The 21,467-nt window shown below is 42.1% G+C and carries 13 protein-coding genes; 8 read left to right on the top strand and 5 right to left on the bottom strand.

Going from position 1 to position 21,467, the window contains the following annotated elements:
- Nucleotides 1-50: 50 nt before the first annotated feature.
- From CRO16_RS04570 to CRO16_RS04555, 4 genes are read right to left on the bottom strand one after another with little or no spacing between them, the layout of a single operon-like run.
- Nucleotides 51-1,883: a M1 family metallopeptidase gene (locus tag CRO16_RS04570; RefSeq protein ID WP_097055134.1), complete on the bottom strand. Its 1,833-nt coding sequence runs from the start codon at nt 1,881-1,883 to the stop codon at nt 51-53.
- A 1-nt stretch (nt 1,884) separates the two neighbouring features.
- Nucleotides 1,885-3,564 (bottom strand): S8 family peptidase, encoded by a 1,680-nt coding sequence (locus tag CRO16_RS04565; protein WP_097055133.1) that lies wholly within the window; start codon nt 3,562-3,564, stop codon nt 1,885-1,887.
- A 10-nt stretch (nt 3,565-3,574) separates the two neighbouring features.
- Entirely contained in the window at nt 3,575-4,435 is an 861-nt protein-coding gene (locus CRO16_RS04560) for an MBL fold metallo-hydrolase (protein WP_097055132.1), read from the bottom strand.
- A 37-nt stretch (nt 4,436-4,472) separates the two neighbouring features.
- The gene (locus CRO16_RS04555) at nt 4,473-6,257 is read right to left on the bottom strand and encodes a cation:proton antiporter (RefSeq protein WP_097055131.1); all 1,785 of its coding nucleotides are present in this window, start codon (nt 6,255-6,257) and stop codon (nt 4,473-4,475) included.
- 185 nt (nt 6,258-6,442) lie between these two features.
- On the opposite strand from CRO16_RS04555, the gene CRO16_RS04550 reads away from it, so the two are divergent.
- The gene (locus CRO16_RS04550; protein ID WP_097055130.1) at nt 6,443-8,470 is read left to right on the top strand and encodes a cation:proton antiporter; all 2,028 of its coding nucleotides are present in this window, start codon (nt 6,443-6,445) and stop codon (nt 8,468-8,470) included.
- A gap of 110 nt (nt 8,471-8,580) precedes the next feature.
- Complete coding sequence (locus CRO16_RS04545) at nt 8,581-10,482, top strand: cation:proton antiporter (RefSeq protein ID WP_097055129.1); 1,902 nt, start codon at nt 8,581-8,583, stop codon at nt 10,480-10,482.
- 129 nt (nt 10,483-10,611) lie between these two features.
- Here CRO16_RS04545 and lepA read toward each other — a convergent pair whose 3' ends face one another.
- A complete protein-coding gene (lepA, locus tag CRO16_RS04540; protein ID WP_097055128.1) occupies nt 10,612-12,408 on the bottom strand; it encodes a translation elongation factor 4 in 1,797 nt (598 codons plus the stop codon).
- A gap of 293 nt (nt 12,409-12,701) precedes the next feature.
- On the opposite strand from lepA, the gene CRO16_RS04535 reads away from it, so the two are divergent.
- From CRO16_RS04535 to CRO16_RS04510, 6 genes are all read left to right on the top strand, one after another.
- Nucleotides 12,702-13,562 (top strand): ROK family protein, encoded by an 861-nt coding sequence (locus tag CRO16_RS04535; RefSeq protein ID WP_097055127.1) that lies wholly within the window; start codon nt 12,702-12,704, stop codon nt 13,560-13,562.
- Nucleotides 13,563-13,572: 10 nt separating this feature from the next.
- Nucleotides 13,573-14,841 (top strand): sugar MFS transporter, encoded by a 1,269-nt coding sequence (locus tag CRO16_RS04530; RefSeq protein ID WP_097055126.1) that lies wholly within the window; start codon nt 13,573-13,575, stop codon nt 14,839-14,841.
- Nucleotides 14,838-15,602 carry a creatininase family protein gene (locus CRO16_RS04525; protein WP_097055125.1) on the top strand — a complete coding sequence of 255 codons (765 nt, stop codon included), beginning with the start codon at nt 14,838-14,840 and terminating at the stop codon, nt 15,600-15,602. Before CRO16_RS04530 ends, CRO16_RS04525 begins: the two co-directional genes overlap by 4 nt.
- A gap of 40 nt (nt 15,603-15,642) precedes the next feature.
- Entirely contained in the window at nt 15,643-17,244 is a 1,602-nt protein-coding gene (locus CRO16_RS04520) for a beta-N-acetylhexosaminidase (protein WP_097055124.1), read from the top strand.
- Nucleotides 17,245-17,255: 11 nt separating this feature from the next.
- A complete protein-coding gene (gene murQ / locus CRO16_RS04515) occupies nt 17,256-18,074 on the top strand; it encodes an N-acetylmuramic acid 6-phosphate etherase (RefSeq protein WP_097055123.1) in 819 nt (272 codons plus the stop codon).
- Nucleotides 18,075-18,239: 165 nt separating this feature from the next.
- Entirely contained in the window at nt 18,240-21,461 is a 3,222-nt protein-coding gene (locus CRO16_RS04510) for a SusC/RagA family TonB-linked outer membrane protein (RefSeq protein ID WP_097055122.1), read from the top strand.
- Nucleotides 21,462-21,467 lie beyond the last annotated feature (6 nt).

The raw sequence follows: 21,467 nt of genomic DNA, 5'->3' as shown, positions 1-21,467 counted from the left end.
AAGAAGCCCCTTCAAGTGAAGGGGCTTAAAAATGTTATTCTTAAAACAAATTATTGTTGCTCCTGAGAATAGGAATTGTTTTCCCTGTTCACATCTGCCATCATTTCGGAAGGATCGATCTCTACAGAAACCACCTTAGATTTCGGCTTTTCAAGGGTAAAAGAATAGGTAGGATAAGCCCAGGCCCAATCTTCCTTAATTTCTTTTTCTTCAAATCCCGGTTTTTCCCAGCGCATCATTTGTAAAGGAATATAAATATTTTCGGAAGTACCATCTGCATAGGTCACTCTAACATCAACAGGCATGGGCATTACACCAATTCTTTCCAGGATCACACGAGTTTCATCTCCTTCTTCTTCTACCGCTTTGATTCCATAATCTACAGTATTCGTAGTTCTGGTCCAATCTGTAAGATACCAATCCAGCTCGGCGCCGGTTACTTTTTCAGCTACTCTAATGAAATCATTAGGAGTTGGATGTTTAAATTTCCATTCATCATAGTATCTCTTCAGGGTTTTTTGAAGGTTTTCTTCGCCAATGACATAACCCAGTTGCGAAAGGAAAACTGCTCCTTTAGAATAAGCTGAAGCTCCGTAGGCTGCATTAAAGGTATATCTGTCTGCATGAGTACTTAAAGGTTGTTCCACGCCTGAGTTTGCTAATCTTAAATAGCTTCTATAAGAACCCTGATGCGGATTTTCCCTGTTCATTTCCATCACCTCATTCATGGCCATATCTGATATGTAACTGGTGAAACCTTCATCCATCCATTCGTGCTTACTTTCGTTAGTCGCCAATAGATGCTGAAACCAGGCATGTGCCAATTCATGTGCAGTCACCCCTACCAGGCTTCCAAAACTTCTTTCGCCGGTAATTAAGGTCAGCATGGCATATTCCATACCGCCGTCACCTCCCTGGATCACAGAATACTGCGGCCATGGATAAGGACCTATGTGTTCATTAAAATATATCAACAGGTCTTCTGTCTTTTGCTGAAGATTGGTCCAATTCTCTTTAATTTCAGGATTGTTCTTGTATAAAAAGTGTAAAACTGTGCCGTCTTTTGCCGTGCGCTTGTCATGTATATATTCAGGATCTGCGGCCCAGGCAAAGTCAATCACATCTTCAGCAACAAAATGCCAGGTAAGTTTCTCTCCTTTTTTCCTCTTTACTTTTACTCCTTCCTCTTCATATCCGTAACCTATTTCATTTGCATTCTGAAGAATTCCTGAAGCTCCTAAAATGTAATCTTTATCAATATTTATTTTGACATCATAATCCCCCCATACGCCATGCCACTCACGGCCAATGTATGGGTCTGCATGCCATCCTTCAAAATCATATTCTGCCATCTTAGGGAACCACTGGGTCATGGATAAGGCAACACCTTCGCTGTTGTTCCTTCCCGCCCTGCGTATCTGCTCTGGTACCTGGCCGGCAAATTTCATGGAAAAATTCACCTTTTGGCCCGGTAAAACAGGTTCATCAAGAGTTACTTCCAGAACAGTTCCTACTTCTTCAAATTGCAGGGTTTTTCCGTCCTTTGATAGTGTATTTACCTTTAAAAATCCTTGTTGTGCAGGGGTCAATTTGGAGATCCTGTCTCCTACCCTTGAATCTGGATCTGCGATCGTTCTGGAACGTACATCCATTTCACTTCCCGGTTGAAAAGCGTTATAAAACAGGTGGAAAAATACCCTTTTTAAAGTATCAGGCGAATTGTTCGTGTATTCCAGTTCCTGTTCCCCGGTGTACTGGAAATTCTCCACGTTCATATCCACGTTCATCTTATAGTTGGCTTCCTGTTGCCAGTAAGCTGTATTATTCTGGGCAGTTGCCCCAAGGCATATTAATAATGCCAATGCTATGATTCCTTTCTTCATATTATTTTGAAATTTTATCGGCCATAATTAATGCATTGTACAGGTTGGCCATTTTTCCTGAAGTAGATAGTTCGGTAAATTTTTTTGTATTTGATGGGTCTCCGCCAATGATCACCATAGCGTTTGAAGACAATCCACTATCCATGATTATCTGTTTTACCTGGTGATCTTTCAATTTAGGATAGTGGGAACGAATTACTGCTGCTAATCCTGCTACCGCGGGAGCTGCCATAGAGGTTCCCTGTAAATATTCATACCCGTTGTTTGGGGTGGTTGACCAGATCTTTGTACCAGGAGCGAATACATCGACATTTGTTTTTCCATAATTGGAAAACCCGGCCACTAGGCCCGAACCATATTTGAAGTTAAGAGCACCAACAGTCAAAAAGTTATCAGAGATCTCCTGAACATTTTTCGGGTTTTGATCGTTCGGAAAAACTTCGTTTGTGTCCAAATCTAAAGCTTCGTTTCCGGCAGCATTTACAATTAAAACATCATTTTCATCTGCATATTGAATGGCTTCTCTCACCCACTCCGGATGTGTTGAAAAATATTTTCCGAAGCTGGTGTTGATAATGCTGGCACCATTGTCAACCGCGTAACGAATGGCAAGGGCGATATCCTTATCATACTCATCTCCATCGGGCACTGCTCTAAGCACCATGATCTCAACGTTATTTGCAACTCCGTTGATCCCAAGGTTGTTATTTCTTTCAGCAGCAATGATCCCTGCAACATGAGTTCCATGCTTTAGATCCTCTTTATCCTGTGATGGCCCTGTTACATCGGCATTTCCGTAGTTTGTATCATTAATATCATCTACATCATCACCAACTACTGCTCTTCCGTCAAGGTCGAGGTTGAAATGAGTAGATAATCTTCCGTCGAAATAGTCAATAGCTTCTTTAAGTTGAGTAATAGCCTCCGGAATTGTTCCTTCAAGGTTGCTCATCACCTGAGACAGGAAAGCTTTATACTGCTGCAATTCTTCTGTGGTGGCCTGCATTTCGCGTAACTCCTGAAGGGTGTAATCTTCCTTCCCCAATTGCGCAGAAACGGCCTCATGGGATACCTGTAGCTGCTGCACAATTCCTTCATATTGATTCTTGATCCCAAGAGCCTCATTGTATTCTTTGTCATATTCGGCTTTTGCACGCTGGTAGAGCTCAAATTCTTCACGATCTTCAGGCTTTACCGCTCCTACGGGCACTCCCTTGTACTTAGGCTGAAGTTTTTTAAGGATTCTGGTATATTCAAGATTTTCTTCAATTGCATCTCCCAGGAAATTCCATCCATGGATGTCATCAACATACCCATTGTTATCATCATCCCTGTTGTTGCCCGGTCTTTCATCTGTGTTGGTCCAGATCACTCCGTCAAGATCTTCGTGTTCTATGTCCACACCGCTGTCAATAACAGCAACAATTACTTTATTTCCTTTATTGTTTTTGATGATCTCGCTATATGCTTTTTGAACACTCATTCCAGGAATGGTATCGTTTACAAGATCTGCTCCCCCCCAGCCCTGCAGCTGAACTTCGGTAAGTTCTGAAACCTTTAACGGGATCTCATCTATATTTTCAATGGGTGTAGAAACAATAGTAGGGGCAGTACTGCCACAACCTGCCATTACAGCGGCCATTCCGGCCACCAGCAGAGGTCTGTAAATTGGAATTCTCATGGTTTTTTATCTAGTTAAAAAGTTCATTAAAGGTATATACTTCATTCATTCTTACTCCTTTTTCGGTTTCCTTCACAGAAATGATCTCGTTGTGCGCATCATGTTCCAGGAATAACAGGAAATCTTCTTTTGCTGCCGTTTCCAAAAAAATTTGCTTTTCCGGAAGGGTAAGCAAAGGCCTAGTGTCGTATCCCATCACAAAGGGAAGCGGAACGTGGCCCGCTGTTGGCAAAAGATCGGCCATAAAGACTAAGATCTTTCCTTGATATTTGAGATGGGGAATCATTTGCTTATCTGTATGACCATCAACAAAAAGGATTCCAAAGCCAAGTTCCGAAGAACTTTGAAAGGCTTTTCCCTGTCTCTGGATAAATTTAAGCTGTCCACTTTCCTGCATCGGGAGGATATTTTCCTTCAAAAAAGAGGCTTTTTCCCTGGCATTTGGATTTGTAGCCCATTCCCAGTGCTCCTTATTACTCCAGAAGGTGGCGTTTTTAAAGGCCGGTTCATAACCTGTCCTGTCTTTGTTCCACTGGATGCTTCCGCCGCAGTGGTCAAAATGCAGGTGTGTCATAAAGACGTCTGTGATATCATCCCGGTGGAATCCATGCTTCCCGAGAGATTTGTCAATATTGTCATCTCCCCAACGGTAGTAGTAACCAAAGAATTTGTCGTTTTGCTTGTCTCCCATCCCGGTATCAATTAGAATGAGCCTGTCGCCGTCTTCCACAAGCAAACAGGTGGCGGCAATATCGATCATGTTATTATCATCTGCAGGGTTGGTCTTATTCCAGATAGATTTTGGTACTACACCAAACATAGCACCTCCATCCAGTTTAAAATTTCCGGCTTCTATTGGATATATCTTCATGTAGGTTTAGATGGTAAAAATGGGTTTGTAGTTTAATTTAGCGTAAATATATTATTTTTTCACCGGGGCTTATAGTGTCGTGGAAATGGAAGGGACGTTTTCGGCCTTCTGTATTTACGATTACAAGGGGAAGAATTTCATCTTTTCCCTGCTTCTGTTTTTTTATCCAATCCCTGGTGGTCATTTCCTCCTTGATTTCAACTTCCATTTCCTGCGCTCCGCCCGAAGTTAATTTATAGATCCATGGATCAAGCTTGATTTTGGATGCAAACATGGAAGAAGCATTGATCCTGTCAAGCATATCAACTCCTGCCCCCGATTCTTTAGGGTCCATAAGCACAATTTTTCTGGGGATATAGAAAGAATCATTAGCCAGTTGTGCAGCAAGCAAATTGATCTCGCTGTTTGCAGTTAGGGCAATAAAAGTTCCTTTCTCTATTGCATTAGCCTGCTCCATTGTTTCTTCTTTCAGAATGTTCCCTGCTACTGCATTAAGACCCTCTTTTTTTGCAAGCTCCACCATCTCACGATTTGAATCTACCACGGTAACAAAATCTTCTTTATCCAAATGTTTTGCAAGATAAATTCCAAGCGGGTTTGCCCCCAGGATAAGAAAACCTTTCCGTGATTCCTGGTGCACCAGTTCTCCTCTTTTTTTGAGCCATTTTGTGGTCCAGGTAAGAAAAACAGGTACGGTCAAAGTAGTAAAGATGGCCATGAACACCAGAACGGAAAAAATTTCTGCAGAAATAATTCCCATTTCCAGTCCAATCCCCGCAATAATGATCTCTACCGCTCCCCTTCCATTCATTCCTGTACCTACTGTGATTCCTTCCCGCCAACCATATCCGCTGGGAAGGTAGAAAAGAGCTGTACCGCCGATCTTACCTATCATTGCCACGAGGGTAACTGCAATAAGCATGAGCAGGTTTGTCTGGAAAATATCCAGTGTGACATTAAATCCTGCTGAAACAAAGAAAATTGGTGCCAAAAACCCTATGGATACATCATGGAAAATATCGTTGATTTCTTTGGAGATCTGCCGGTTAAATACACCGTCCCTTATAAAAAGCCCCGCCATAAAAGCGCCAAGAATACTATGAAGTCCGGCCAGTTCAGCCAGTTCTGCAAATCCAAATACTATGATGAGGATCAGTGTAAAATGTAAGGTTCTGTCTTTTATTTTTGCTCTTGTAAGGAATTTTCCCAGCAGCGGAAGCAGGTAAATTCCGGCTACCGCTGTTAAAACAAAGAACAGAATTGCTTTTCCTGCCACCCACATAATGCCCAGCGTATCGATATTCCCTGCATCAACGAAGCTTATAAGGCCTGCAAAAATAATAAGCGCTAAAGTATCCGAGATCAGAGCCCCGGCCATAAGAACATAGGCAATACGGGTATTGAGCAGTTTCAGATCTACGAGGATACGGCTTTTAGTAGCCAGGGAGGTGACACCAACCGCAATAGCAACAAACATGGCTGCCATTTGGGTGCCGCCAAAGTAGATTATAGTATAATACCCAAGGCCAAAAGGCACTACGAAACCTCCTATTGCTGCGAGTAATCCGGGCCAGGAAGCTTTTCCGAGATCCCTGAAATTTATTTCCATCCCAATGTAGACCATAAGCAGGATGATCCCCACTTCGGCCAGGACACTGATCATTTCCGAAGTTTCAAGTAAACCTAAAATAGCCGGACCAAGAATGATCCCAATGACCAGTTCTCCTAAAATAGCAGGATAGCCCAACCTTTTTGCTGCAGCCCCACCCACCCAGGCGCCGGTAAGGATAATTAGAAGGTTGAAAATGTTGAATTCTTCCATAAGTTCCTTTTTAATTTCCGGCTGGCAAAGCAGGGATCCATAAAAGTTGGCCTAAGATTGACAAAAGATCGGCTTTAGTTTTAGTTGAAATTCATAAAAATCCCTTAAAAATAATATTATTTAGAAGAGATTTCATTTAAAGCACGGCTAATCTTCTATTTTTAGACTTTTAATTAAGAAAATAAATGAACGAATTCCTGAAGATCCTGGAGCACGAATTTGAGTTACCGCTCACTAATCCTGTGCTGGTATTTTCCCTTATTTTGCTCATTATCCTTATTTCTCCAATTGTTCTAAGGCGACTCAATATCCCCGGAATTATTATTCTCATAGTCTCGGGAATTATCATAGGTCCCTTTGGCGCGGGGTTGCTGGAGCAAAATTCGGCAATTGACTTATTTTCCACTATTGGATTGCTGTACATCATGTTCATAGCCGGTTTGGAACTGGATATGAACCAGTTCAAGGCCAACCGAAACAAGAGTTTCCTCTTTGGTTTCTTTACATTTATAATTCCGTTAGGTATAGGATTTCCAGTGTGCTATTACCTGCTTAACTATGATTTTAATGCCAGTTTTTTAACGGCTAGTATGTTTGCCACTCACACTCTGCTAACCTATCCTATTGTTAGTAAACTAAAGGTCTCTAAAAATGAAGCGGTAGCAATCACTGTTGGAGGTACCATACTTACAGATACCGCAGTACTTATAGTGTTGGCGGTGATCATGGGGAACCATGAAGGGACGCTGGATGCAGCCTTTTGGCAGAGACTGGGAATTTCTCTTGCCATATTTTCGGCCATCCTTTTCTTTCTTGTCCCCCGAATTGCAAAGTGGTTTTTCACCAGCATGGAAAATGAAAAACATTCCCATTACATCTTTGTGCTCACAGTAGTTTTTATAGCGGCTTTTCTGGCAGAACTGGCAGGAGTAGAACCTATAATCGGGGCTTTCCTTGCCGGTCTTGCATTGAACAGGCTTATCCCCCATTCTTCCGCCTTAATGAACAGGATTGAATTCATAGGAAATGCCCTGTTCATTCCGTTTTTCCTGATAAGCGTGGGAATGCTGGTGGATATAACAGTCATCTTTAGCGGCCCTACGGCTTTAATAGTAGCAGGAACCTTAAGTTTGGTGGCTGTTTTAGGAAAATGGCTCGCTTCCTTTTTTACACAGCTAACCTTTAAATATTCCGCAGCGCAGAGAAAAGTGATCTTTGGACTAAGCAGCGGCCACGCGGCGGCCACACTTGCTGTGATCATTGTGGGATATAACTCAGGGATCATTGATGAAAACATTCTTAACGGTACAGTTATTCTTATTTTGATCACTTCTATTGTCGCAACCCTGGCCACCCAGCGGGCTGCAACAAAATTAAAGGCCGAGGTTGAAAGGGATCTTTCTGCGGAAGTTCAAAAAACCGATTCATTTAAAAATGAAACCATCCTTCTGCCTATCGCCAATATTCTCAATTTTGATAAGTTGCTGGAATTCGCCATTCTTATAAAAGATAAAGTTTCTCCTAATCCAATTTCCATTCTTTCGGTAGTTCCGAACAATGCCGAAGCTGAAGTAAACATTGCCAGGGCTACAAATAAACTGGAGGATTTTGTGAGTCAGGCTTCAGCAGCCGAAGCAGAGGTTACAATTCATGCAACCATAGATCAAAATGTGGCTCAGGGAATAGCCCGTAAATCCAAAGAAATCATTGCCGATCTTATCATTTTTGGATGGCCTTCAGAAAAAGGATTGATGGATAAATTGATAGGCAAAAAGATGGAGCGCATTATTGCGGCTAATGACAAGACTTCATTTATTACTCATTTTGGTCAGCCTTTGGCGACTCATAAGCGCATTTTTGCAATAGTACCTTCCCTTGCTGAATTAGAGCCCGGATTTATTCTTTGGCTGAAAAAAATCGATATCCTGGCAAAAGAATTAAGTGTCCCGGTTTTCATAAACTGTAATGAAACGACTAAAAAAGCCATTCAGCAGGAACTAAAAAAATTAAAGATAGATACTCCTGTAACTTATCAGCTTTTTTCTGACTGGAATGATTTCCTGATCCTTGGAAGAGATATGCAGGAAGAAGATATAATCATTCTGGTATCGGCCAGAAAAGGTTCCAGATCATATCAAAATGTACTTTCCTCTATTCCGGCAAAACTCGAAAAATACTTTTTTAATAAAAGCAGGATCATCATTTACCCCTGAAAAAGTAAATTTACTTCCCACTTTACACAGGTTTTTACTATTTTAAGCGACTTGAGCAGTAGGAGAAGCTACAGTCTCAATTTTGTCTTTAACAGTGTAAAATAAAAAATATGGTTGAATTAGCCGGACTGGTGATTCTGGGAATTTTAGCCCAATGGGTAGCGTGGAAAACAAAAACCCCGGCCATTTTACCCCTTATATTGATAGGGCTGATGGTGGGACCTATTTCCACCTTGCTCACAGATGATGGGAGTAAGTGGTTGGAGCCCATCTGGAATGGGGAAGTGGGTATTTTTCCCGGGGAAAGTCTTTTCTATTTTGTCTCTCTGGCCATTGCCATCATTCTTTTTGAAGGAGGCCTCACTCTGCGGAAAAGCGAAGTTGGAAATATAGGGCCCGTTATTGTGAAGCTTATAAGCGTTGGGGTAGTGGTCACTTTTTTTGGAGCAGGGCTTGCAGCTCATTTTATCTATGGCTTTTCCTGGCAAATTTCTTTTCTCTTTTCTTCCCTCATTATTGTTACAGGTCCCACAGTAATATCGCCTATTCTAAGGAATATCCCCCTGAAAAAACACGTTTCCTCAATCCTTAAATGGGAGGGGATCCTTATCGACCCCATTGGTGCCCTCATCGCGGTTTTAATGTATGAATTCATAATGGTAGAGGGCGGTCAGGATTTCACCCGTACTGCTCTTACAGAATTTGGAAAGATCCTGCTTTTCGGATTTACCTTTGGATTTACCTTCGCCCATATCCTGGCACAGCTCATCAAGAGAAATATTATTCCCCACTATTTGCTGAATGTTTTTACGCTTGCAACCGTGTTGGGAGTGTTTGTTCTGGCAGATATTTTCGCCCATGAAAGCGGCTTACTTGCAGTGGTGGTAATGGGAATGGTCATGGGAAATCAAAAGCTTCCAAATATCAAGGAGTTGTTGTACTTCAAAGAATCCCTGAGTGTTCTTTTGATCTCCATCCTATTCATCCTGCTTGCCGCAAATATTGAGTACAGCGAATTGATGCTGATCTATAATTGGAAAGCCCTCTTGTTGTTTGGAGTAGTGATGTTGATCGTTAGACCGCTGGGGGTATTTTTAAGTTCCATTAATTCGGGGTTGAAATGGAATGAAAAGATATTCATTAGCTGGGTTGGGCCAAGAGGTATTGTGGCTGCCGGTATCGCGTCTCTCTTCGGATTAAAGCTGGTGCGGGAAGGAGTGGATGGCGCCGAATTTATCACTCCCCTGGTATTTATGATCGTGCTCTTTTCGGTGCTGCTAAATGCTACCACTGCACGAATGTTTGCCAGGTTGGTAGGGGTTTTCATTAAAAATGCTGAAGGAATTCTTATTATCGGGGCGTCCTCCTGTTCCCGACTTATTGGAAAATACCTCCACGAAAATGGAAGACATGTAGTGCTGGTAGATAACAATGCCGATAACATTCAGAAAGCAAAGGATTTAGGATTGGAAGCCATTGAAGGTAGTGTTTACCAGGACGATCTTATGAACAATATCGAACTAAACGATGTAGGTTACCTCATGGCAATGACCGGAAACAGCGATATCAACAAAACGGCCATCACCAAATTCCAAAGCCAGTTTGGGGAGAAGGGGGCTTTTAGGTTAATTTCTTCAGATGAGATGAACGATCCTGAAGTCAATCCCGAAGAAGGTTTATTTTCCCATACCGATGATTATATAAAACTGACTGAAGTTGCCCGAAAGTATGCCGAGATCCATGAATCTAAACTCAATAGTAAAGAACATTACCAGGGCTTACTGGAGATCTCCAAAACAGATCCTGAGATCATTCCTCTTTTTGTCAAAACGCCAGATGGAAATCTTAGGATCATTCCCTCCCATAGCGCCGAAATGGAAATAGCAGAGGGTTCCAAACTCGTTTATCTTGGAAAAAAGATTTCCAAAGAGCTTAATAAGGAAGAAACCAGGGAAAATTTCGATGAGGCGGTAGAAGATCTGGAACCCGAAAAGGAGGATCAGAACCATTAAAACCAGGAATACCGGAGGGTATTTACCGGGAAGTTCTTAAAAAGAAACACCTCTCAAAAATGCATTTTTGAGAGGTGTTTCTTTATGTAAATCAAAAGTATTTACTCCTGGCTCCTGATACTAAGGGAATTAATCATTTAATTTTAGTACCGCCATGAATGCTTCCTGCGGAATCTCTACATTTCCAACCTGTCGCATTCTTTTCTTACCTTTTTTCTGTTTCTCCAGAAGCTTTCTCTTTCGGGAAATATCCCCGCCGTAACATTTTGCTGTAACATCCTTCCGAAGGGCTTTTACAGTTTCACGGGCGATGATCTTCGCACCAATAGCAGCCTGAATAGGAATGTCAAATTGTTGTCTCGGGATCAACTCCTTCAGCTTTTCACACATTTTTTTCCCTATTTCGTAAGCATTGTCCACGTGTAGCAGGGCCGAAAGTGCGTCGACTACATTTCCGTTGAGAAGCACGTCCACTTTTACGAGTTTTGAAGCCCTCATTCCGATTGGAGAGTAGTCAAAAGAAGCATAACCTTTGGAAACTGTTTTTAAGCGGTCATAGAAATCAAAAACGATCTCTGCCAGCGGCATGTCAAAAGACAGCTCCACACGGTCTGTGGTAAGATAGGTCTGGTTGGTGATCTGTCCCCTTTTTTCAATACAAAGAGACATCACTGGTCCAACAAAATCTGCCTTGGTGATAATGGTGGCTTTAATAAAAGGTTCCTCCACCCGGTCAAGGCTGGAAGGTTCAGGTAGATCTGTAGGGTTGTTCACCAGGATCACCTGATCCCTGTTTTTATGAGTGTAAGCGTGATAAGATACGTTAGGAACTGTGGTGATCACAGTCATATCGAATTCTCTCTCCAGGCGCTCCTGGATGATCTCCAGGTGCAGCATCCCAAGGAATCCACATCGAAAACCAAAACCAAGAGCTGCAGAACTTTCAGGAGTAAATACCAGGGAAGCATCATTAAGCTGAAGTTTCTCCATCGACGCCCGCAAGTCTTCATAATCTTCTGTATCAACGGGATAGATTCCGGCGAAAACCATAGGTTTTACGTCCTCGAATCCGGGTACAGCTTCAGTGGTGGGATGCTTTGCATCAGTAATGGTATCACCCACTTTAACTTCTTTGGCTTCTTTAATTCCGGTGATAAGGTAGCCTACGTCTCCGGTCTTTATCTCCTGTCTTGGGAATTGTTTCAGCCTTAAAGTCCCCACTTCATCAGCAAAATAATTTTTATCGGTCGCAACAAATTTAATATGCTGCCCTTTTTTGATAGAACCATTGATCACGCGGAAATAGGTCTCCACCCCGCGAAAAGGATTATAAACCGAGTCAAAAATCAATGCTCTGAGCGGTGCATCAACTTTTCCTGTTGGCGGCGGAATTCTTTCAATAATTGCAGCGAGGATCTCATCAATTCCCAATCCGGTCTTGGCACTGGCCGGAATAACATCTGATGCGTCACATCCCAGAAGATCTACGATATCATCGGTAACTTCTTCAGGATTAGCACTTGGCAGGTCCACCTTATTCAGTACAGGAATGATCTCCAGGTCGTTTTCAAGTGCAAGGTAAAGGTTGGAAATAGTTTGCGCCTGAATGCTTTGCGCAGCATCTACTACCAGCAAGGCTCCTTCACAGGCAGCAATAGACCGTGAGACTTCATAGGAGAAATCTACGTGGCCGGGAGTGTCGATAAGGTTCAGAATATATTGCTCTCCTTTATAGGTATAGTCCATTTGTATCGCATGACTCTTAATGGTAATACCTCTTTCCCGCTCCAAATCCATACTATCCAGAAGCTGTTCCTGCTTCTCACGATCGGTCACAGATCCTGTAGCGTCCAGAAGCCGGTCGGCCAGGGTGCTTTTTCCGTGATCAATATGGGCAATAATGCAAAAATTCCGAATGTTCTTCATGTGTCATTTTCAGGTAAGTTTTCTTCTCAGAAAACCTGTGGGTTTAAAAGATACAAATATAGTTTTTTTAAAAGGCTGAAAAGAAAAATTATAATGCTTCCTGCAGGTCTTAAACACCAATCCAAAAACGGGATTTGCTGTGCATAACTTTTATAAATTTTTTATAAAAGTATTTGCGTATTTTAAAAATAAAAAGCTTCTTTGTGTACCTTCCCTTCAATATTCGGGAAAATTGTTTTAAGGGATTTTGGGCGAAGGATGGATCAAGGTCATAAGACCTCTAACTTACTTTTATGAACAACAAAATTGTAGGTGTTGATATAGGAGCGACAAAAACCCGGATCGGGATCGTTCAGGACACCAAAATAATTAAAGAAGCCGATTTTCCAACTTCTTCTACAGCTTCAAAACAGCAGATCTTAGATGAACTTACCACCGGGATAGAAGAAATTGCAGGTAGTGATTTCTATGGAATTGGAATAGGCGTTCCCGGACTTATCGATGAAGAGAATGGAATCCTTTTCGATCTGCTGAACATTCCATCTCTTAAAGAAGTGCACCTGAAGGATCATTTAGAGCGACATTTTAATAAACCTGTTCGCATAACCAATGATGCAAACGTTTTCGCTGTTGGAGAAAAGATGTTTGGCGAAGGAAAACTTTATAAGAATCTTGTTGGTGTGACTTTAGGAACCGGTTTTGGATGCGGTATTATTGTGCACCATAAACTATATTCCGGTGCTTTTTCGAGTGCAGGGGAATTTGGTAATATTAGTTACCTGGACAAGACCATTGAGGATTACTGTAGCGGAAAATTTTTCCTGCAACATGGTCTCACAGGAACCGAAGCTTTTGAAAAAGCCCGAAACGGGGAAGAAAACGCTTTGGCTCTTTTTAAGGAGTATGGGTCACATTTAGGTAATGCACTAAAACTGATTTTAAATATACTCTCTCCCCAGGCCATCCTATTGGGCGGATCAATAAGCGAAGCTTTTCCTTTCTTTGAAGCCTCTTTAAAAAAGGCCATGGAAGACTTTCCATTTAAAAAGGTTAAAGATCAACTGGTGATAAAGCCATCAAATACACCGAATATTGCCCTTTTAGGGGCCGCAGCTTTAATTTTAGCTGAGGCACCTGAATCAATTAGCTACTAATAACAATACTATGTCCTCAACTACTGCAACTTCTAAGTCTTCAGCCACTAAAGATCAGGGTAGCGCCACCCGGTCTATAATAATAATAGGAGCGTTATTCTTTATCTTCGGATTTGTTACCTGGCTTAATGCACTTTTGATCCCTTACCTCAAAATTGCGTGCCAACTCACCACCTTTCAATCCTACTTCGTAACCTTTGCCTTTTATATCGCTTATGTGGTGATGGCGCCTGTTTCCACCAGAACCCTTACTTATTTTGGATTTAAAAAGGGAATGTCTGTTGCTCTTGGGGTAATGGCTGTGGGAGCCTTGCTTTTCATTCCGGCGGCAATGTCCAGGACATATCTTATTTTCCTCATGGGACTGTTTATAATGGGAGGTGGATTGGCAATTCTGCAGACAGCAGTTAATCCTTATGTTACCATAGTAGGTCCTGCAGAAAGTGCTGCAAAACGCATAAGCATCATGGGAATTTGCAATAAACTGGCTGGTGCCGTGGCTCCGATATTAATCGGTTTATTCCTGCAGCTGGACAAAGCTGAAGTTTTGGCAGGAACCACAGATGAGGCTGCTTTAGATGAGATGGCGCTTCGGGTAATTCCGCCCTACATTGGGATCATTGTTGTACTGCTTCTATTGGCTCTTTGGGTTTATAAATCGGGTCTTCCTGAAGTAGAAGCCGAAGACGAAGAGGATGCAGGAGCCGTTAAAAAAGGAACGAAGAAGATAACAGATTATCCACATGCCATTTTAGGCGTTGTTACTCTTTTTATATATGTGGGAGTGGAGGTAATTGCTGTTGATACCATTATTGATTACGGTATTTTCCAGGGGTTCGATTTTGAAACCGCTAAAGGTTTTACAACAGGAACAATGGGAGCAATGATCGTAGGATATTTACTGGGAATTGTAGCCATTCCAAAGTTTATCAAACAGGAAAACGCATTAAAAGTATGTGCTATTCTTGGGGTGATTTTTACAGTGGGAGCCATTTTTACTTCCGGCTTTATGTCTGTTGCATTTATCGCTCTTTTGGGATTGGCAAATTCGCTCATGTGGCCTGCAATCTGGCCATTAGCTTTGGCAGATGTTGGAAAGCTTACCAAAGCTGTTTCCTCTTTGCTGGTCATGGGAATTGCCGGGGGTGCTATAATCCCGCTCGCTTACGGAGGATTAGCTGAAGTCATGGACAAACAGGCTGCCTATTGGGTGGCTGTACCTCTCTATTTATTTATTCTTTATTACGCTATAGCAGGACATAAAATCAGAAAGGCATGAGACCTTATATTCTGGCAGAATCCAACTGGAAAAGTATAAAAGAACAGAACACTGAAGTAGCTGTGCTCACATGGGGTGCTACGGAAGCTCATAATTTTCATTTACCCTACGCTACAGATAATTTCCAAATAGAAGCAATTACCGCCGAAGCTGCTAAAAAAGCCTGGAACGCCGGAGCAAAAGTGCTGGTATTGCCAAACATTCCCTTTGGAGTGAATACCGGCCAGACGGAGGTAGAGCTTTGCATAAATCTTTACCCCACAACCCAACTTGCTATCCTTAATGATGTAGTGGAGGTACTAAACCGAATGGGGATCCATAAACTTTTATTGCTGAACGGGCACGGCGGAAATAATTTCAAAGGTCTTTTAAGAGAGGTAGGGGCCAGGTATCCAAAAATGTTACTTGTGACAACTAATTTCTTCCAAACGGTAGACCGGAAGCAGTTTTTTGAAGAAACCGGAGATCATGCAGATGAAATGGAAACCAGTCTCATGCTGCACTTAAGGCCAGACCTGGTGCTTCCGTTGGAAGAAGCCGGAACAGGGGAGGAGAAAAGATCCAGGTTGACCGCAATAAAAGAAGGCTGGGCCTGGAGTGAAAGAAAATGGCATTTGGTTTCTGACGATACCGGTATTGGAAATCCAAAAAAAGCTTCAGAAGAAAAAGGAGAAAAATTTTTCCGCGCCGTTACTCAGCAGGTAGCAAACCTTTTAATTGAGATGGATAAAATTAAGAATGAGGATCGGTACGAGAATTAGGAATATTTAGTTGATCCTAAAATCTTTAAAAATCATTATCATGAATTACTTTTTTAGAAGCTTTTGTTTCTTACTTCTTGCTACCATAATTTTATCCTGTGGTGGAACAGGGCATGTGGAAACTAAGGAGACTACAGCCATACCGGATGAACCCGCCTTGATCCCGCTTCCGGCACAGGTGAATTGGGAAAACAAGGTTTATGTAATTCCTCTTAAAAACAATATTTGCTATACCGGAGAAGCTAAGGAAGCCTCCGAATGGCTCAAAACCTTAATTTCAAAGGCCGGATTTGCTGTTTCTACACAGCCATCCGGCGACTGCGGAAATTGGAAGCTCATTCAGGATGCAACTTTAAAAGAAACTTTAGGAGAAGAAGGTTATCAGCTGGATATTTCAGATGACGGGGTGCTGTTAAAAGCTGCTTCAAATGCCGGTCTATTCTATGGAATTCAGACGCTTCGGCAAATGTTTCCTGCTGAAATTGAAAGTGGGGGATTAAACGCAGAGGTTGTACTAAGACAAGTATTTATTGAAGACCAACCTGAATTTTCCTGGAGAGGTACCATGGTAGATGTCGCCAGAAGTTTTTTCGATCTGGATTATTTGAAACGGCACGTAGACAGGATGACCCTGTATAAAATGAACCGCCTTCACCTGCACCTCACAGATGATCAGGGTTGGAGGATTGAAATTAAAAGCTGGCCAAAACTGGCAGAGGTTGGAGGAAAAAGTTCCGTAAGAAGAGGAAGATCAGGATTCCTAACACAAGAGGAGTATAAGGAGCTTCAGGATTACGCCCTGCAGAGGAATATCATTATAATTCCTGAGATCGATATGCCCGGTCATATCTATGCTGCACTGATGGCTTACCCGGAATTGAATTGTGAAGAATACTCTAATCTTACTCCCCAACGTGCAATTCCGCCGGCAATATTTCAGGATTACAATGTGGGCTGGAGCAAATTCTGCCTGGATAAACCGGAGATCTATGAATTTGTAAATGATGTAATTGGGGAAATGGCAGAGATCACCAAAGGCCCCTGGCTCCATATTGGAGGAGATGAGATTGAAGACCCACGGTACGAAGAGTTTGTGATTAAAGCAGATTCAATTGTCCAGTCATATGGAAAAACTACAATTGGCTGGGAAGAGGTTACCAAAGCTCAGGTCAGTTCAGGTCTTATAAGTCAGCAATGGCATGGAAAAGTTGAGAGTGTAGTGAAAGATGTAAAGGTAATTCACTCTCTTTGCACCGGGTTATACCTGGACCATGCTAATGTACCCGGCCAGGAGAATACTAACAACTGGTGTAAGAAAGACGGGGTAAGCCTTGAAAACACCTATAATTTTGACAATGATAATCCTAATCTCATAGGAGTAGAGGCAGCGGTTTGGAGTGAATTTGTGCTTACCGACGAAATGATGGATAATCGTTTCTGGCCCCGGGCTATTGCTGCCGCAGAAGTAGGGTGGACCCCCGGAGAACGAAGAAATTTTAATGAATTTGCAAGGAGACTTGGGAAGCATGGAGAAAGACTGCGGGCTTTGGACATTAACTTCTACAGAACACCAGATATAGAGTGGGGTGCCGAAAAAGGGATCCCCGGAGTCTTTTCTAATATATATCCACTTTCAGAATAAAATAAAGAGCTATGGAAAATAAACCAACAACCGAGAGATCATCGAACTATGATCATCTTGAGAAAATGAGCACCCGGGAATTACTTGAGAATATTAACACCGAAGATAAATCTGTTCCTCTGGCAGTAGAAAAGCAGTTGCCTGCTATTGAAAAACTGGTTGATGTTATTGTATCCAGGATGCAGGAAGGCGGCAGACTGTTCTATATTGGTGCCGGTACAAGCGGCAGACTTGGGGTTCTTGATGCTTCGGAGTGCCCTCCGACTTTCGGAGTTTCAGAAGATTGGGTAATCGGCTTAATAGCCGGCGGAGATCACGCTCTTAGACACGCGGTAGAAAATGCTGAAGATGACCCTGAACAGGCATGGAAAGATCTTGAAAAGTTCCACATCAGTAAAAAAGATGTATTGGTGGGTATTGCGGCTTCGGGCACCACTCCTTATGTCATTGGAGGAGTAAAAAGAGCCAGGAAGGAAGGAATAGCTACGGGCTGTGTTACCTGTAACGCCGGCAGTACCCTTGGTGCAGAAGTAGAATTTCCAATTGAAGTTGTGGTGGGGCCGGAATTTGTAACGGGAAGTACCAGGATGAAGTCTGGCACCGCACAAAAATTGGTGCTCAATATGATCTCTACAAGCAGTATGATCAAAATGGGGCGGGTAAAAGGAAATAAAATGGTAGACATGCAACTATCGAACAAAAAACTTGTGAACCGCGGCATAAAAATGATCATGGAAGAACTGAATGTCAGCGAAAAAGAAGCTTCAACTCTTTTGGAGGAGCATAAGAGTGTTCGGAAAGTTTTAAGATTCATGGGTGGCAGAGATTAGCTTTAAATGTTACTTACCTTAAACTTTTATAAAAATTTCATTTAAGTCATGTAGAGATCACACATTTATTTTAACAAAGATTTTTATTCTTAGAATAAATTCCTTTATCTTGCTCACACTTTTAATAATTACACCAAAAATTGACCATTTAATCAAAATTTAATCATGAGAAGAAAATTACATCTGCTTCTTGTTTTCTTTATTTTAGGCGCATTTTCGAAATCGTTTGCGCAGGGGATAGAGGTTTCAGGACAAGTTCTCGACGAATCTGGAATGCCAATTCCGGGGGTGTCTGTTTATCAGAAAGACACTACAGTGGGTACTATTACAGATTTTGAAGGGGAATACACTTTAAATGTTTCCGGAACAAATCCTGTATTAGTATTTTCATATGTTGGATTCCGGACCCAGGAAATTCCTGTCAATGGAAGAAGTACTATCCAGGTAACCATGGAAAATGACGTACAGGATCTTGATGAGGTCGTTGTTGTTGGATATGGGGTTCAAAAAAGGGCAAATCTTACCGGTGCTGTATCCACAGTGGATACCGAAGTTCTTGAAGCCAGACCAATTACCGATGTTGCCCGTGGTTTACAGGGAACAACACCGGGTCTTACCATTACTGCACCGAGTGGTCAAATTGGAGATAATCCTATCATTAAACTCCGTGGTAACGTAGGAACATTGGGAACTGCAGGGGGAGCTGAACCTCTAATTCTTGTAGACAACGTAGAGGTGCCAAACCTTAATATGATCAACCCACAGGACATTGAGAATATATCTGTACTTAAGGATGCAGCTTCCACCTCTATATATGGAGCCCGTGGAACCTGGGGGGTAATTCTTATTACTACCAAAAAAGGTAAAAGAAATACTGCACCTACAGTTTCATATTCCAATAACTTTAGCTGGCAGACTCCTACCACTATGCCCAAAATTGCGCCTGCAGCCGAAGGTGCAGAAATGGCTCTTGCAGCGGTAAGAAGAAGGATCCCCGATCTTCCTTCTTTTGGTACAGTGGGAATGTACTTTGATGATCTTGCAGTTCAAAAAATGAGAGAGTGGGAGCAGCAATATGGAGGTCAGGATCTTGGACCCGAAATGGTGCTTGGACGTGACTTCGAGATCAGGGATGGTCGTTTATTCTTCTACCGCTCCTGGGATGCAATGGACCTGTTCGTAAAGGAATGGACTCCTCAACAAAAACATGACCTTTCAGTTTCCGGTGGTAGTGAAAATACAAACTACTATCTTGGGTTAGGATACCTTGACCAGGTTGGGGTTTTAAAAACAAATCCTGATGAATACAACAGGTATAACGTAAACCTTAGCGTTAACTCTTCTATTACAGACTGGTTCTCAACGAGAGCAAATATTCAGTACAATAGCTCTTTGACCACCCAGCCTTTCTATTTCTCAAGCGCCACTTATGACCCATGGTACTATGTGACCAGGTGGCCTGCATCCTATCCATATGGAACTTATGAAGGACATCCTTTCAGAAACCATATTTCTGAAGTAGAACAGGCGAAAATGAATGAGTATACAGATAATATGACCAGAATTACTTTAGGAGGAACATTAACTCCTATTGAAGATCTTTCTGTTGATTTTGATTATACTCATGACCGCAATGAGGGACATGATTATATGGTGGGAGGAGTACTTTCCGCTTATAACTTCTGGGCTACAGGTGCAAATCTTGTTTACGAGCCTTATAGCAGCTCTGCTTATAACAGAGTTCAGTACAACTCGAACTGGAGCAACCGTAACACTGCTAAGGCCTTTGCTACCTACAATAAACTCTTAGGTGAAGATCATGACTTCAAAGTAATTGCCGGGGGTGACTATGAGGAATATGAATATTGGTTCCACTCTTCCCAAAGAAGAAATCTTATTGATCCTAATATGGGGGAATTAGATTTGGCAACCGGAGATCAATACGTGGACGGAGACCGTAACAAATGGAGAAATTTTGGTTTCTTCGGAAGAATTAACTACGCTTTCCAGAACAAATTCCTTCTTGAGCTAAACGGCCGTTATGACGGAGCTTCCCGCTTGTCTGCAGATGAAAAATGGGCTTTCTTCCCATCATTCTCTGCCGGTTATATACTTACTGAAGAGGATTACATGGATTTTGCTGATCCATACCTTTCTTTCTTAAAGATTAGAGGATCCTGGGGTGAATTGGGGAATCCTAACGCCGGACTCGGAAATATTTACAGGATCATGAATCCTTACAACTCAGGATGGGTAATAGATGGTACCAACCAGGTTACTGTAGGAACTCCTCCTGCACAACCCGCCAGTTTAACATGGGAAACTGTTACCACCCTTGACCTTGGAGTTGATGCAAGATTCTTTGAGAACAGGCTTGGTATTAGCTTTGACTGGTATGAAAGAGTGGTTAGCGATATGCACAGTGAAGGTGTAACTCTTCCAAGTTCATTTGGAACAGGAGCTCCAAAAAGAAACTTTGGAGAGTTGACTACTACCGGTTTTGAAATTGCAGCCGATTTTAAACATTCTTTCGATAATGGATTAAACATTAGTGCCACTGCAACTCTAACTGATTACGAGGAAGAGATCACCAAATTTGCCAATACTACAATGAGGATCTATGGATACTATGAAGGAAAGAAACTTGGTGAGATCTGGGGTTATGAAACCGACAGGTTATTCCAGGAAAGCGACTTCAATGCCGATGGCACTCCTGTAGCAGGAATCCCTTCTCAGGAACTTTATGAGAACAGCTGGTTCCAGTATGGTCCCGGGGATGTGAAATACCGTGATCTAAATGGGGATGGAGTGATCAACTATGGAACAGAAACTGTTGGAGATTCCGGAGACATGAAAGTGATAGGAAACACCACTCCGCGTTGGCAGTATGGCTTCAGAATTGCTGCAGACTGGAAAGGTTTTGACATGAGCGTATTCATGCAGGGAGTTGGAAAAAGAGATATGTGGGCAAACGGACCAGTGGTAATCCCTGGATACCGTTATAATGAAGGATGGTATGATCATCAACTTGACTACTGGACACCTGAAAATACAGATGCCTTCTATCCAAGACCGACTGACCAGTCACAGTCTAACACTATCAGAAACTTTATGCCGCAAACCCGTTACCTTCAGGATATGTCATATCTTAGAATGAAGAACCTTACTGTAGGTTACTCTCTACCGGGTAGTATTACAGAGAGCTTCGGGATCAACCAGTTTAGAGTTTACTTTAGTGGAGAAAACCTATTTGAATGGGATAATTTAGACATGCCGTTAGATCCTGAAGTGGATTATACCACTGCCGGTCTAAATGATCCAAACACTTTTGGACGGGTGTACCCATTCCGTAGAAACCTTTCTTTTGGAGTTCAAGTGTCGTTGTAAATAAAA

Source organism: Salinimicrobium sediminis (assembly GCF_900215295.1).
Classification (GTDB): Bacteria; Bacteroidota; Bacteroidia; order Flavobacteriales; family Flavobacteriaceae; genus Salinimicrobium; species Salinimicrobium sediminis.
The sequence above is the reverse complement of the archived record's forward strand: the minus strand, read 5'-3'. Positions and strand labels throughout refer to the sequence as shown.